Genomic DNA, 14,444 nt, shown 5'->3' on the forward strand with positions numbered 1-14,444 from the left:
GTTGGGGGCGTCCATTCATGCAGCCGCCCGGGCACCTGTGGCCGCCGGCGCCGCAACGCCTGCCGGCTGGCCGTATGCAGCCTGCAGCCCACTGCCCGGTCTTCGCTGCAGGCGGCCGGCCAAGCCCACCGTCCATCTTCGGTCGGGGGCATCGATTTCCGGCCTGCCTTACCGAAGGGGATCGACGGCCGGCGCCGCAATGCCTGCCTGGCGGCCTCCCTATGCAGCCTCTTTCCCCGAACCAGGCCGGCATCGCCTCAGGGGGCTGCGGGCAGGCGGTAGCGGCCGGGGCTCGGTTCGCCCAGGTGGTTCCGCGGGCGCTGGTAGCGGCGCATGGCGTCGAGCCGGTCCAGCTCCTTCAAACGGTTGTAAATCATCGTCCAGGCGCAGTCCTTGTCGGCGTCGATCTCGCACTTCCCGTTGTTGGTCCCGCCGCAGGGGCCGTTCACCAGGCCTTTGTGGCAGGCGGTGACGGGGCAGATCCCCCCGGTCTCCCCGATGATGCAGGTGCCGCACTGGGTGCAGACCTCGTCGAACCGCCCGTCCGGACGCTCCTTTCCGATGAACAGGGTGTTCTGGGCTGGGATCACCAGCCGCCTCAGCTGACTCGCGATGGTCTGGACACCGAAGGCGCAGGACATCACCAGCAGGGCATCGGCCTGGTCGATCCGGCCTCCCTGCTCGCTCAGGATCTGCGGCGTCAGGTTGTCGCAGGCAACCGGCACCACGGTCGTCCCGGTCACCACCTTGCCCTTCTCCGAGAGCGTCTGCTGCATGGCTGCGACTTCGGGTGCGCCGCCGGTGCGGGTCAGCGTGGTGCAGGTCCCGCAGCCGATGATGAATATCCTGTCCAACCCCTCGAGCAGGCGCTCGAGCTCCTCGATGGGCTTTGGCTGGGTGATGGTCCGGATCATGCTCGACTCCTCTCTTTTTCAAGGTCGCACCTGAGGCAGCGCCGTGCTTCCACGTGGGCCTGTTCGGCGCTGAATCCCCTTTCAACCTCCCGAAAGTCCTGGACCCGCTCTGAGGGGTCCTCCATCTCGACCAGTATGCGAGGCCGATCCTCCGTCGATTCTTCCTCGAGGGCGAGGCCCGTATCCTGCGCCAGGGGCGTTTTTTCATCCACCATTCGAATTCCGGAGCTGTCCCCCTGCAGATACTTGTCGATGGCCAGGGCCGCGCGGCGGCCGGAGGCGATCGCCCGGATCACGAAGGTCGGACCGGTGGTGAAATCCCCGCCGGCGAAGACCCCGGGGATATTGGTGGCGAGGGTGTTTTCGTTCACGGCGAGGGTGCCCCATAAAGCGCGTTCGAGCTGGCTGTCCTCGGGCAGGAACGACATGTCGGGCGCCTGGCCGATGGCGATGATGATGTGGTCGGCCTTGATGAACTGGGTGTCGTCCGCGTCGCACTCCGGGCTGAAGCGGCCGTTCTGGTCGAAGACGGAAAGGCAGTGCATGAACTGGATGCCGCTGACGGCGCCGTTCGTATGTTCGATCTGAACCGGCGACCAGGCTGGGTTGATGACGATGCCCTCCTCGATCGTCTCCTCCACGTCCTTCTCCCAGGCCGGCATCTCGTCGCGCTTTTCGAGACAGAAGAGCTGGACGTCCTCCGCCCCGGCGCGCAGGGCCGTCCGGGCCACGTCCATGGCCACGTTGCCCCCGCCGATGACCACGGTCTTTCCGGACAGCCGGCCGCCCAGCCCCATCCGCACATCTCTGAGGAACGTGAGGCCGTAATGGAGCCCGGCCAGCCCCTCCTCCTCCCCGGGGATGCCGATCCGCTTGCTCGCCTGGGCGCCCGCGGCGATGAAGACGGCGCTGAAGCCCTCCTTGAGGAGGTCGTTGATGGTGTGGTTGGCATCGATGGGATGATTGCACACGATCCGGACGCCCGCGTTGGAGATCGATTGGATCTCGAGGTCGATGACGGCGCGCGGGAGGCGGAACTCCGGGACGGCGATCCCGAGCATGCCACCCGGCACCGGCTGGGCCTCGAAGACGGTCGCGGCATACCCCATTTTGGCCAGGAAATAGGCGCAGGTGAGGCCCGCCGGTCCGGCGCCCACCACCGCCACCTTCTGGGGGCGGGTCACGGGGAACGGCGCGTGGGCCGCCCCGAAGCGCTGGTAATACCAGTCGGCGGCAAAGCGCTTGAGGGCGCGGATCGCGACCGGTTCGTCAAGTTCGCCGCGCCGGCACTTGTATTCGCAGGGGTGGATGCAGACCCGCCCGCAGACGGCCGGGAAGGGGTTGCGCTCGCGGATGATGTCGACCGCCGCCCTGTAATCCTTTTGGGCGATCGCCGCCACGTAGTTGGGGACGTCGATGCCGGCCGGGCAGGCGTGCTGGCAGGCCGAGATCACCATGGCGTCGCAGACCGCCCCCGCGCAGCGGTGCTCCTGGATGTGCTCCCGGTACTCGTCCTCGAAGTACATCAGGGTGGACAGGGCCGGTTTGGGGCTTGCCTGCCCGAGGCCGCACAGGGACGCCTCGGTCATCGTGCGTCCGATCGATTGGATGGCCGCGATGTCCTCGGCCCGCCCGCGCCCATCGGTGATGCGGCTCAGGGTCTCGAGGAGCTGGGTGGTCCCGAGGCGGCACGGGGCGCATTTGCCGCAGGATTCCGACTGGGTGAAGTTGAGGAAGAAGCGCGCGATTTCCACCATGCAGTTGTTCTCGTCCAGGACCACCATTCCGCCCGAGCCCATGATGGCCCCGATCCGCTGGATGGTGTCGTAGTCGATGGGCAAATTCAGAAAGCGCGCCGGGACGCAGCCGCCGGCCGGCCCGCCCATCTGCACCGCCTTGAAGCTCCGTCCCTTCGGGATGCCGCCCCCGATGTCGAAGACGACCTCCTTGATCGTCGTGCCGATTGGGACCTCCACGAGCCCGGTGTTGTTGACCTTGCCGGCCAGAGAGAAGATCTTGGTTCCGCGGCTGGCCTCCGTGCCCATCTCCGCGTACCAGGCTGCGCCGTGGGCGACGATGAGCGGGATGTTGGCCAGGGTCTCGACGTTGTTGATGTTGGTGGGCTTGCCGTCGACGCCGGCCTGTGCCGGGAAGGGCGGGCGGGGGCGCGGCATGCCGCGCCGGCCCTCGATGGAGGCCATGAGCGCGGTCTCTTCGCCGCATACAAAGGCCCCGGCGCCCTTCTTGAGCGACAGGTGAAAATCGTAGCCGGTGCCGAGGATGTTTTCGCCGGCAAGCCCGAGTTCCAGGCACTGCTCGATGGCCAGGTTCAGGTGTTCGACGGCGATGGGGTACTCCTCGCGCACGTAGATGATGCCGTATTCGGCGCCCATGGCATATCCGCCGATCATCATCCCCTCGATCACGGCGTGGGGGTCGCCTTCGAGCAGCGCCCGGTCCATGAAGGCCCCGGGGTCCCCCTCATCCGCGTTGCAGACGAGGTATTTCGGGGTGGCTTGAGACTGGCGGGCCAAACGCCACTTGAGGCCGGTCGGGAACCCCGCTCCGCCGCGGCCCCGCAGCTTCGACTGGACGACCTCCTCGATCACCGATTCCGGGGTCATCTTCGTCAAGGCCTTGACGAGGGCCTTGTATCCGCCCGCGGCGATGTAGTGTTCGATCCGGGTGGGGTCGATCCGGCCGCAGTGGGCCAGGACCCGCCGCACCTGCTTCTGATAGAAGGGGATCTGGTTGCGGTGGTAGATGGGCTGTCCGCTCTTCGGGTCGCGGTAGGCCAACCGATCGATCAACCGGCCCTCTTTCAGGGTGCTCCGCACGATCTCCGGCGCGTCCTGCGGATCGACCTCCTGGTACTGGACACCCAGGGGCTCGATCGCCACGACCGGCGCCTTGGCGCAAAACCCGTGGCACCCGGTCGAGCGGACCTCGACCTGGCGGTCGAGCCCGGCCCGCGCGACTTCCTCCTGCAGGGCGTCCCGCACGGCGGCCGCCCCGTAAGCCCGGCAGCCGGTCATGCAGACATGGACCTCGGTCCGCCCGGCGCCGGCCTCGGCCAGGATCTTGTTCCGCAGCCATTCCAGTTGGCCGATGGATGCGAGCTTCTGCATGGGCTTACGCCTCCTCTTTGTCTTTGCGATACTCGCTGAGCACGCTGGCCACCTTGGTCGGGTTGAGCCTGCCGAAGTAATCGCGGTTGACCATCATGGTCGGGGCCAGAAAGCAGGCCCCGAGGCAGGCGACGGTCTCGAGGGTGAACTGGTAGTCGGGGCTGGTTTCGCCCTCCTCGAGGTCGAGTTCCTTCTGGATCAGGCGGAGGATGCTCCGGCTGCCCTTCACGTGGCAGGCCGTTCCGCGGCAGACCTTCAGGACGCAGCGGCCTTTGGGCTTGAGGGAAAAGCCCGAGTAAAAGGTCACCACCCCCTGGACCTGCGCGGGGAAGAGCTGCAGGGCGTCGGCGATGGGCTCGATGGCCTCGGGCGGGACATAGCCGAAGGCCTCCTGGACCTCCTGGAGGAGCGGGATCAGGCCCCAGCTTTCCTCGCGGTGTTTGGCGATGATCCGGTCGAGTGTCTCGCTGTCGAAACGGGTCGTGTCTTCCATGGAAACGCTCCTTGATCCTCGGGAATGTCCTGGGTCGATAATCCTCGGGAAAAATTCCGCGGCGATGGTTCGAAGCCCAGCCGGTTTTACATGGCTTCGCTTGCGGTTCTCCCTACCTTATGCTCTTTCATTTGGATAACCCTGGTGACGGCCGCGTTTCCGGGCCCCGCGTGGCCGCGCAACCTGCGGCGGAAGGGGGTCCTTTTCACGGCCCGGAGGCCTGATGAGGCTTCCGGGCGCCTTTCAGGGTCGAGACGGGCGGCGGTGGCGCCTGAAGGTGCTTGTTCCCGCCCCGGCCCCGTCCATGGCAACGGCTAGGCCTTTTCGACCCGGACCGGACAGGTCCGCCATCCCCCCTCGGGGGATTTCAGACGTTCGAGGCCGATCAGCCGCATGACATCGTTCCCTGCAAATCCCTGGGGGATGATCAGCCGCCCCGGCGGCAGTTCCCGGTTGACGATGAAGCCGCGCTCGATACTTCCCGCCGCGGATGTCACGCGGACCCTGCCTGCCGCACCGAGCGCGAGGGCGGCCTGGTCTTGCGGGGAGAGTTCGACCTCCCCGTGTTTGCCCGAATCACGGATACGCTCCGAACGGCTGGTGCGGGTTCCGCTGCCGAGATGCCAGCGCTGGGCGCTGATCAGGGCTTCATAAGGAAAAGCCGTGTCCAGGGCTTTTGGTTGCCACGAAGCCGGAGGGGCGAGCGCGAAGCGCACGCTGTTCGACCCCTGACTTTCCCGGGTCTCCACCGGTGCGACCCAGCCCCAGCGCCGCGAGCCGATCTCGGCATAGGCGGGTATGGCGGTCCGGATCTCCTGACGGATTTTTTCCAGCGTGGCGTAATGCTCCGGATAGCCGAGGCTGCGGGCGAGCTGCGCCAGAATGGTCCAGTCGGGCAGCGCCTCGCCAGGGGGCTCGACCCCCGGTTCGAAGGCCTGCACCCGTCCTTCCAGGTTGGTGAAGGATCCCCCCTTTTCGGCGAACGCCGCCCCCGGAAGCACCACGTGTGCAAGGCGCGCGGTGCGCGTCATCAGAATGTCCTGGACGACGAGAAACTCCAGCCGTCCGAGCGCCGCACCGACCCGCTCGGGGTCCGGCATCGAGCGGAGAGGGTTTTCCCCCATGATGTAAAGGGCCTTCAAGCGGCCCGCAAGCGCGGCCTCCACGATTTCCCCCGGATCGAGCCCGGTTCCGGCGGGCAGTTCACTCCCCCAGAGGGTTTCGAACCTCTGCCGCGCGGCGGTGTCCTCAAGCCGGCACCGGCCTGGCAGCAGGTCCGGCACCGCCCCCATATCGAAGGCCCCCGTCAGGTTGTTCTCGAGGCCGAGGACGAAGATCCCTGCATTTCGCGGGCCAATGCTGCCGGTGAGGAGCGCGAGGTTCATGACCGTGTCGAGGACGGCGGGGCCTTGGTCGCGCTCCAGCAGATCGTGGCCGATCACGAAGGCGAGCTTGCGGTCGCGGAGCAGCAGGACGGCCTTTTCCATCTCATCCTGGAAGGCCGGATCTTCTGCCGCGGCCTTTTCAGGGGCAAGCGCACGGAAGCGGGCTGCCCAGTCCTCCCAGCCCGCCGTGCGCGCCTCGATGAAGGTCCGGTCCAAGGCCCGGGTGTTGTCGAGTTCCGCCGTGAGGGCGTTCAGCACCGTCAAAGACGGCTGCCCTCCCCGGCCCAGCCAGGCGCTGGCGATCTCGCAGCAGCCGGTGCGGACCGGGTCAACCACCACCAGAGGGGCGCCCCGGCGCGCCGCCCGCCGGATGTGGTAAGCCGCCACCGGCACGGTGTGGTCGGGGTCCGCCTCGACGATCACGATCGCGTCGGCTTGCTCGAGGCCGGCGAGGGGGCGCAGGCGGCCGGCGCCCTGCAGCCGGTCTTCGACCGCGCGGAGCAGCGCGTACCCGCTCAGGCTGCCGCCGCTCGTCACATGGGGGGAGCGGAAGCAGACTCGGGCGATCTTCTGCAGGAGGTAGTTCTCCTCGTTGCTGCATTTGCTCGAACCCAGGAAGGCGATGCTTTCGGGGCCGTGCCGGCGCTTCAGTTCAGCCAGCCGCCCGCCGACCAGGGAGAGGGCTTCGTCCCAGGCGGCCTGCTGGAGGCTGTCCTCTCCGCCTTCCCCTTTGCGGCGGATTAAAGGATGGAGCAGACGGTCGGACGCGGAGAGGAAGTCGTGCGCGAAATGCCCCCGGACGCACAAGGTGACGCCGTTGACCGTGTCCGGTTCGCGCGAAGGATGGACCTCGACGACGCGCCCGTCCGAGACCCCGAGGGCCAGGCTGCACCCGGCGCTGCAAAACCCGCAGACGGTGTTGCGCTCGTGCTCGGGGGTGCCGACGAAGGCGCCGCTGCGGGTGGACAGCGCCCCGGTGGGGCACAGGGAGACGCAGGTGCCGCAGAAGGTGCAGCGGGAGGATTCGAGCGGACGTTCGTGGAGGGTCGCGGGGCGAGAGGCGAAGCCGCGCCCGTAGTAGTCGATGGCCCCCGCCGCGACGAGCTCGTGGTCGGCACGAATGCACTTGCCGCAGAGGATGCACTTGGAGAGGTCCCGGACGATGAAGGGGTTGAGCGTTTCGAAGGGCTTGTAATTGGGCATGGGATAGAGCCCGGATTCCCCCACGCCGAGTTCGGCAGCCAACCGGCGCAGTTCACAGCGGTTCCCCTTGCTGCAGACGATGCACGATTCGGGGTGTTCAGCCATCATCAGGCGCACGATGTTCCGCCGGTGCTCCATGACGCGCGGCGAGTGAGTGAGAACGGCCATGTCCTGCGCGGCCGGTGTCACGCAGGCGGCCATCAGCCGGCCGGTCTTCTCGTCCTCCACCAGACACATGCGACAGGCGCCATAAGGGGCGAGATCGCGGTGGTGGCACAGGGTGGGGATCGAAAAGCCGTTCTTCTCGGCGATGCTCAGAACGGACGCACCGGGCGGGCCGGATACCCTCTTGCCGTTGATGGACAGGACGATGGACTGCACGGGGGCGGCTCCTTTCTCATGCGGGTGAAGGCCCTGCACCGGACAGCCGCCGGCAGGCGGCGAATGCTCCTCTCCGCGGCGGGACTGCCGGCGTCCGAACATGCGCTTTCAAACTGCAACATCAGGTGTCGCTGGGATAGTTCTTTCGGGAAACTCGACGGTCCATTCAGGGTCTGTTGGGACTCATATTCAGTTTTTAAGCCGGACTTGGATTTTTCACTCCTTCGGGGTGGTGCCGGGATCGCGGGAACCACATGCCGGCGGCGAGGCGATCCGTGGGCCGCTGCACAAGCATACGCGCAGTAGACGCCGGGATTGGCCGAAAAGACCATTTGCGGCTGGAAACTAGCGCAGCTTGGCGGCGTCCAGATACTGCCGCAGCTTCGACTCCCCGCCGATGGTGATGATGTGGACGCCGTCGCAGATCTCTCTGAGTCCTTTAATCGTGTCGGCGAACAACTCCAGACTCGCCTTTTCGATGTCCGCGGCCTGGGCGAGTTTCCGGATCACCCATTCGGGCACAAGCCCGCTCCTGAGGTGGCGGTTCAGAAAACGGGCTACGCCGGCTGTCCGCAGGATGAGGACCTCGGCGATGACCGGCACACCGAATGTGTTGGTGCGGGAGAGGAATTTCTGAAAGCGGTCCAGATCGAAGACCGGGGTGGTCAGGAAGTAGCCGGCGCCGACCCGGACCATTTCCTCCATTTCCCGGAGTTCGAGGTCCGGGACGTTCCGCCCCCAGACCGATTCGACACCCGACCCCAGAAGGAACTCCGCCTTGTCCGGGATCTCCCGTCCGTCGACCGTGTGTCCTTCACGGATGTGATCGAGGACGGACTTCAGCTTGCCGGCGTCCACGTGGAAGAACATCATCTCCTGCAGGCTGTCTCCCGTGATCCGATAGTCCTCCGTGAAGACGAGAAGGTTTTCCACGCCCGCCTGGTGGGCGGCGATCAGGTCTTTCTGGAGTTGGATCCGGTTCTTCTCCCGGGTGGTGGTCTGATAGATCGATTCGAAGCGGTTCTGTTTGAGCAGTTCGCAGGTTTTGATCGTGTCGCCCACCACGCCCTCGAGTTCGGTCTCGGACAGGGTGATCCCGTCGACGCGCCCGCGGATCCGCTCGAGGTTCTGGATGATCAGCCCGCCGGATTCCTGGTCGAGCGGTGTCTGGATCTCGGTCGTGACGACGAATCGCTTTTTTTGCAGGGCCTCCTTGAGTTTCATGAACGACCTCCTCCCCTCTCTGCCGGACAGAGATCCGGCGTATGCGATGCAGGTGCGGCGGCAGGTGGACCCGCTTACGCCCTGTCCTCCAGTTGACGGCGCACCTCTTCTTTGAGGCGGGGCAGGGGCAGCGGCTTGGAAAAACAGGCGTCTGCGCCGTTCTCCTTCATGCGCTCGAACTTCTCGTCATCCAGATAGGCGGAAAGAACGATGATCCGGGTATCGCGCGTCTCGGGAGACGACTTGATCTTCTTGCAGACCTCGTAGCCTTTGATGTCCGGCATCATGATGTCCAGGATGAGGAGATCGGGCTGGAAGTGCGCGACCTGCAACCCGGCTTCGAACCCGTCGGAGGCCGAGATGACGTCGTAATCATGTTCGTCCTCCTCCAGGGCCTGAACGATGCTTTCCACGATGATCGGATCGTCATCGACCACCAGGATCCGGCGGCGGGTGGCGGCCGGCGCCTCCGCCGGGATCGGGATCCCCTTTTCCCGCATGAACTGTTCCAGGTCGGTGCGCTTGATGCGCCGGTGCCCCCCGGCGGTTTCATGGGCCTTGATGCGCCCTGCTTCGATCCACTCGATGATGGTTCTGGAAGGGACATTGCAGTACTGGCCGGCGGCGAAAACGGTGAAGACGTCGTCCATGGGAGCCCCCTTCGCGGCATGGGTTGTCGTTTTTTTAGGTATTATATTAATTATAGATTTTAATGATTGTCAAGAAAAAAATCTTGGATGCTCGGAAATAAAACATAAACTATTAGAATACAAAGATCTATTGTCCAGGCATCCCCTCGAATGCCCCGTAGGACGGAATTATCGTTTTTCAATTTATTATAATTGTGATCTGTCCAGTCCAGAATCCACGGGCTCAAATCTCGCTCAACAGTCCGCGCATTTTCCATGGACGGGTTGGGATGAAGCAGTGGCAGACCGAGAAGATCGTGGTGGGTAGCGTCCCCTGAACATCTCACACCAGTGGGGTGCCCGCTATTTTGACACCCAGCCGATTCTTCGAGATGTTCAGGGCTGCGCCTTGATCTGCGCGGGCATTCCTCCGTTTTCAGCCTTGTGGGCCGGAAGCGCGATGGTGAAGGTCGTCCCCTGATTGGGCTTCGACTGGACGGTGATGTCGCCTCCGTGGTCCTGGATGAACGCGTAGCAGACCGACAACCCCAGCCCGACCCCCTTGACGCTGTCCTTGGTGGTGAAAAAGTTCTCGAAGACGCGGTGAACGTTTTCCTCCGCAATGCCTTGCCCGGTGTCCGCGATTTCGATCAGGGCCTGCTCGCCTTTCCGACGGGTCCGGAAGGTCAGTGTGCCGCCGCCCGGCATGGCGTCCCGGGCGTTCGAGATCATGTTGAGGATGACCTGGCGCATCTGATTTTTCGAGACGCTCACCTCCCCGAGGTCCCCGGCCAGTTCGCGGACGATCCAGATGTTGTTTTCCTGGAGGATCCTTTCGTGGAGCAGGAGGAGTTCTTCGATGATCTGGTTGAGGTTGGCCGGGCACCGCTCTTCCTGATCCGGCTTGGAAAACGAAAGCATCTTCTTGAGCATGTCGGCGAGCCTGACCGTTTCGGAAAGGGACATCTCCAGAAGCCTGCGCCGCTTGTTTTCGGGCGGTATCTCGGTTTTCAGCAGTTCGAGGGTGTTCATGATGCCATAGAGCGGATTGTTCAGCTCGTGGGCGATCTGGGAAGTCAGCTTGCCCATGGCGGCGAGCTTCTCGGATTGCAGCAGCTGTTCCTGGATGTTGTGCAGGGCCCTTTCCATGCCGATCCGCTCCGTCATGTCGACGAAGGAGCCCACGGTCGCAACCTCGCGCCCTTCGTCGTCGTAAATCATGGCCGCCGAAAGGGTCCCGTCGATGACCTGGCCGTCCCTCCGCACATAGAGCATGGCGTGATTCTGCAGCAAACCTTTTCCTCCGTGCTCGGAACTGCGGATCATCTTCATGATCTTGCGGGCCACGCCTTCCGGGTAGATGCGGGAGATGTGCATTTTGCCGACCGTTTCATCCGCCAGGTACCCCAGGGTTTTTTCAGCCGCCCGGTTCCAGAGGATGATCCTGCCTGTGAGATCGGCTGCCATGATCGGGTTGGGCGAACTCTGGATGATTTTGTTCAGGAAATCGTGGGCCTCCTTCAACTTGCGCTCCATCCGGTAGCGCTCTGTCTGGTCGACGTTGATGCCCTCATAGCCGATGACGTTGCCGAGATGGTCGTGCCGCAGGTGGCCGGTGACCCACACCACAATGGGGTCGCCGTCCTTCCGCTTGAACTCGACCTCGTAATCCTTGACAAATCCTTCCCGCTCGATCAGCTGCTGGAACCGGATCCTGTCCTCCGGTCTGACGTACAGGTCCCTGGAGATGTCGATGTCCAGGAACTCTTCCTTGGTGTCGTAGCCTAGCATCTGCAGCAGGGCCCTGTTCGCGTCCAAAAACTTCCCTTCTTTGCTGCTGATGTAGACACCGACGTTGACGTGTTCGAAAAGGCTGCGGAATTTTTCTTCGGACAGCCGGAGCTCGGCCTCTCTGCGCTTACGGTCGGTGATGTCCTTGAAAAACCGGATCCGGGACTGGCTGCCGTCGAGGTAGGCCACGGGTTTTTCCGTGACCTCGAAGGTCCGGTTCACCTTGGGAATATAAATTTCGCCGCGCCGCTCTTTCGACAGGGGTGTTTCGTGGGCCCAGCACCACGGACACAAGGTGTCCTGATCGTTGATCACTTTGTGGCACTTCTCCCCGACCCCTTGCCCGAAATATTCGATCATGGTCCGATTCATATACTCCACGGTGAAGTCGGGGTCGATGACGTAAACGCCTTCGTCGATCGACTCCACGATGGAGGCCAGCATGCGCTTTTCCTTGTCCATGGCCGACCCTTCCTGGAGGATGCCGCCGGTTCGTCTCCCGGCGGAAAAGGGTTTTCGATCGGGGAAAGGGGCTCTTGATGGAGGGCCGCGCCTGCAGATGGACGCTCTCGGAGTCTTCGGCGGTGTGCGCGGCGCGGCGGCCGGCTGCGGCTTTACCGGTCGAGCCCTAGCTGGCGGGCCACTTCCTCCAGAAGCTGCGGCAGGGGCAAGGGCTTGTTGAAACAGACATCGGCCCCCTCCGCCGTCATGCGGTTGAATTTCTCTTCATCCAGATAGGCCGAAAGAACGATGATCTTGACATGCTGGGTCTCGGGAGAGGCCTTGATCCTGCGGCAGACCTCGTAGCCTTTGATGTCCGGCATCATGATGTCGAGGATCAGAAGGTCCGGCTTGAAGTGGGTGACCTGCAGCCCCGCCTCGAACCCATCCGCGGCGGAGATGACCTCGTAATCGTGGGCATCTTCTTCGAGGGCCTGTACGATGCTCTCGACGATGATGGGATCGTCGTCCACCACCAGGATTCTTTTCTTCCGGCCTTCATCCGCGTTAGCCTGAGGAATCGGGATCCCCTGCCGAAGCATGAATGCTTCCAGATCCTCGCGGCTGATCCGGCGGTGTCCCCCGACGGTGCGATAGGCCTTGATGTGGCCCGCGTCGATCCAGTTAATGATCGTCTTGGAAGAAACGTTGCAGTATTGGCTGGCGGTATAAACGGTAAAAACATCACGCATCTATAAAAGCCTCCCTCTTTGAGGCATTAAATTTTATTTATTATAATAATTACAGTTTTTGAAGAATGTCAACCAAAAAGGTCTGAAGCCCTACCTGGTTCGGCAGGGTTCAAGTTCCAGATGCAGTTCCGTTCCGGGAGGAATCAAAAAGAGGTTGGGCGTGGACCGGAAAGCATTCCGGTTTCCCCAAGGGCGACGCGGCGGCAGAGGCCATGTTGCGGCGCATTTCACACGTGGAAGATCAGCTCATTCAAAGAGGCTCCGATCTCGTCTGCAGAGGGTCGGTTCCTTCCATAGAAGTAGAGCAGGAGGTTGTCGAATTTTCTCCGTAACTGCGTGTCGGCTACGGCCTCGGCGAGTGTGAGACGGCTTTTCGGGTCATAGAAATGCTTCAGCCTGAGAAAGATTTCGCGGGTGGTGATGCCGAGGTCGTCCCTGAAGGATGGGGATCGGGAGATGGTTTCGAGCAGGGAGAGCAAGGGCTTGCGGTAGACGGAGATGGTGCGGTAGTTGTAGTAGTGTGTCAGCCTTTCGGTGTTGTACTCCCTGGGCGAACGGGATTCGATCAGCCGCACGAAATGCTCCACCTCCTCGTCGACCGGTTCTCGCGGCACTTTGTGTGCAGGGGTGAAAATGGGCCATTTCATCCTGTTCTACCCTCCTTATTCATGGACAAGCGGCGCTGGTTAGAGTGGTCTTGCCGGATGGGCCTGCGGGCATGAACAACCCCCGGCCGTGGCCGGATGGGGGGCGGCCCGTGGTGTCAGGGCAATTTCTGCTCTCCTCACGTTGTTTTTTCGCTGGACCAGCCGACTTCGTGCACCATGCCTGCTCCCGGCTCTGCCTGATTTCTACCGGCCCTGGGAAGCGGCATCGCGGCCCGGCGCGCACGGCAGGGCCTGTGTGGCTTTCTTTCCAGTAAAATCAGGTGTTGACCCTCTTGTGACATTTGCCTATAGTTCCCCCTGATGCTTTTGGACTGAAGCTATGACGGAACGATCAATCACCGCGGCGGCGGAGGCGTTTGGCCGCTTCGAATGCGTGCGGGATCGAAGAGGGAAAAAATGACGCAAACGACATCCGAGAAGCATGTTGGTTTCAAAGTGGACGAGGCGGCGGGACAGGCGCTCAGCCTCTGGTTCAACGACAGCATAGAATTCGCCCATGGCTGCAGGATCAGTGTGAGGATCAAAGACGTTTTGTGCCACTACCGTTCCAGGTTCCAGGAGATCGCCGTCTTCGAAACGGAGCGGCTGGGCCGGATGCTGGTGCTGGACAATATCACCATGCTGACCGAATTCGATGAGGCAGCCTATCATGAAATGATTGTGCATGTCCCCCTGTTGACTCATCCCAGACCGGTAAAAGTCCTGGTGATCGGCGGCGGCGACGGCGGCACGATCCGCGAGGTGCTGAAACACCCGTCCGTGGAAGAGGTGCATCTGTGCGAACTCGACGAAGAGGTCGTCAAGGCCTGCCGAGCCCACATCCCGTCGCTCGCCTGCGCATTCGACGATCCCCGGGTCAAGGCCTACTATGAAGACGGTGCGAAGTTCGTCAAGGAGCGCCCCGCCGCCTACGATGTCATTATCGTCGATTCGACCGATCCTATCGGACCCGGTCAGGTCCTTTTTCAACGGCCCTTTTACGCAGATATGTACAGCGCCTTGAAAGAGGACGGGATGGTCGTAACCCAGTGCGAATCCATTCACCTCCACAGGGAAGTGATCCGCGGCGTGGCGGACTTCGCCAAAGAGATCTATCCCAGAATCGGTTATTACTACACCCTCGTGCCGACCTACCCGAGCGGTGTGATCGGGTTCATGTGCTGTTCCCGCCGCTATGATCCCCTGAGGGATTTCGATGAAAAGCGGGCGGAGGTGCTCACGGACCTGCGATATTACACGCCGGAGATTCACCGGGCGGCCTTCGTGTTGCCGCGGTTTGCACACGGCCTGGTTTAGCCCGTTCCCGCCCGGAAATGGTCTTTTTAGCCAATCTCTGCGTCAATCTGCACGTTTACTTGTGCGGCGACCTCCAGGTCGCCTCCGCGTAAACGCTTGATTTCCTTGATCTTGGCTAAAAATCCTCATTTCCGGTATG

General features: G+C 62.9%; 10 protein-coding genes. 1 reads left to right on the forward strand and 9 read right to left on the reverse strand.

Annotated features, from left to right (window positions below):
* Nucleotides 1-257 precede the first annotated feature (257 nt).
* The 9 genes from H567_RS0103075 to H567_RS0103120 form a co-directional block, all read right to left on the reverse strand.
* A complete protein-coding gene (locus H567_RS0103075) occupies nucleotides 258-914 on the reverse strand; it encodes a methylenetetrahydrofolate reductase C-terminal domain-containing protein (RefSeq protein ID WP_028320270.1) in 657 nt (218 codons plus the stop codon).
* The gene (locus H567_RS0103080; protein ID WP_028320271.1) at nucleotides 911-4,042 is read right to left on the reverse strand and encodes an NADH-ubiquinone oxidoreductase-F iron-sulfur binding region domain-containing protein; all 3,132 of its coding nucleotides are present in this window, start codon (nucleotides 4,040-4,042) and stop codon (nucleotides 911-913) included. The genes H567_RS0103075 and H567_RS0103080 overlap by 4 nt, the downstream gene beginning before the upstream one ends.
* Nucleotides 4,043-4,046: 4 nt before the next feature.
* Nucleotides 4,047-4,535, reverse strand: a complete 489-nt coding sequence (gene nuoE, locus H567_RS0103085) for an NADH-quinone oxidoreductase subunit NuoE (RefSeq protein ID WP_028320272.1) — start codon at nucleotides 4,533-4,535, stop codon at nucleotides 4,047-4,049.
* A gap of 314 nt (nucleotides 4,536-4,849) precedes the next feature.
* Nucleotides 4,850-7,504 (reverse strand): molybdopterin-dependent oxidoreductase, encoded by a 2,655-nt coding sequence (locus H567_RS26855; protein ID WP_161626556.1) that lies wholly within the window; start codon nucleotides 7,502-7,504, stop codon nucleotides 4,850-4,852.
* A 345-nt stretch (nucleotides 7,505-7,849) separates the two neighbouring features.
* Nucleotides 7,850-8,728: a methylenetetrahydrofolate reductase gene (locus H567_RS0103100; protein WP_028320275.1), complete on the reverse strand. Its 879-nt coding sequence runs from the start codon at nucleotides 8,726-8,728 to the stop codon at nucleotides 7,850-7,852.
* Between the two features lie 74 nt (nucleotides 8,729-8,802).
* Nucleotides 8,803-9,378: a response regulator gene (locus H567_RS0103105; RefSeq protein ID WP_028320276.1), complete on the reverse strand. Its 576-nt coding sequence runs from the start codon at nucleotides 9,376-9,378 to the stop codon at nucleotides 8,803-8,805.
* A 375-nt stretch (nucleotides 9,379-9,753) separates the two neighbouring features.
* Nucleotides 9,754-11,610 (reverse strand): PAS domain-containing sensor histidine kinase, encoded by a 1,857-nt coding sequence (locus H567_RS22830; protein ID WP_051184433.1) that lies wholly within the window; start codon nucleotides 11,608-11,610, stop codon nucleotides 9,754-9,756.
* Between the two features lie 152 nt (nucleotides 11,611-11,762).
* On the reverse strand, nucleotides 11,763-12,341 hold the full coding sequence (locus tag H567_RS0103115; RefSeq protein WP_028320277.1) for a response regulator: 579 nt from the start codon (nucleotides 12,339-12,341) through the stop codon (nucleotides 11,763-11,765).
* Nucleotides 12,342-12,568: 227 nt separating this feature from the next.
* On the reverse strand, nucleotides 12,569-12,988 hold the full coding sequence (locus H567_RS0103120; protein WP_028320278.1) for a hypothetical protein: 420 nt from the start codon (nucleotides 12,986-12,988) through the stop codon (nucleotides 12,569-12,571).
* 417 nt (nucleotides 12,989-13,405) lie between these two features.
* Between H567_RS0103120 and speE the strand changes: the two genes are divergently transcribed.
* Complete coding sequence (speE, locus tag H567_RS0103125; RefSeq protein WP_084516848.1) at nucleotides 13,406-14,305, forward strand: polyamine aminopropyltransferase; 900 nt, start codon at nucleotides 13,406-13,408, stop codon at nucleotides 14,303-14,305.
* Nucleotides 14,306-14,444 lie beyond the last annotated feature (139 nt).

The organism is Desulfatiglans anilini DSM 4660 (assembly GCF_000422285.1).
Taxonomy (GTDB): Bacteria; Desulfobacterota; DSM-4660; order Desulfatiglandales; family Desulfatiglandaceae; genus Desulfatiglans; species Desulfatiglans anilini.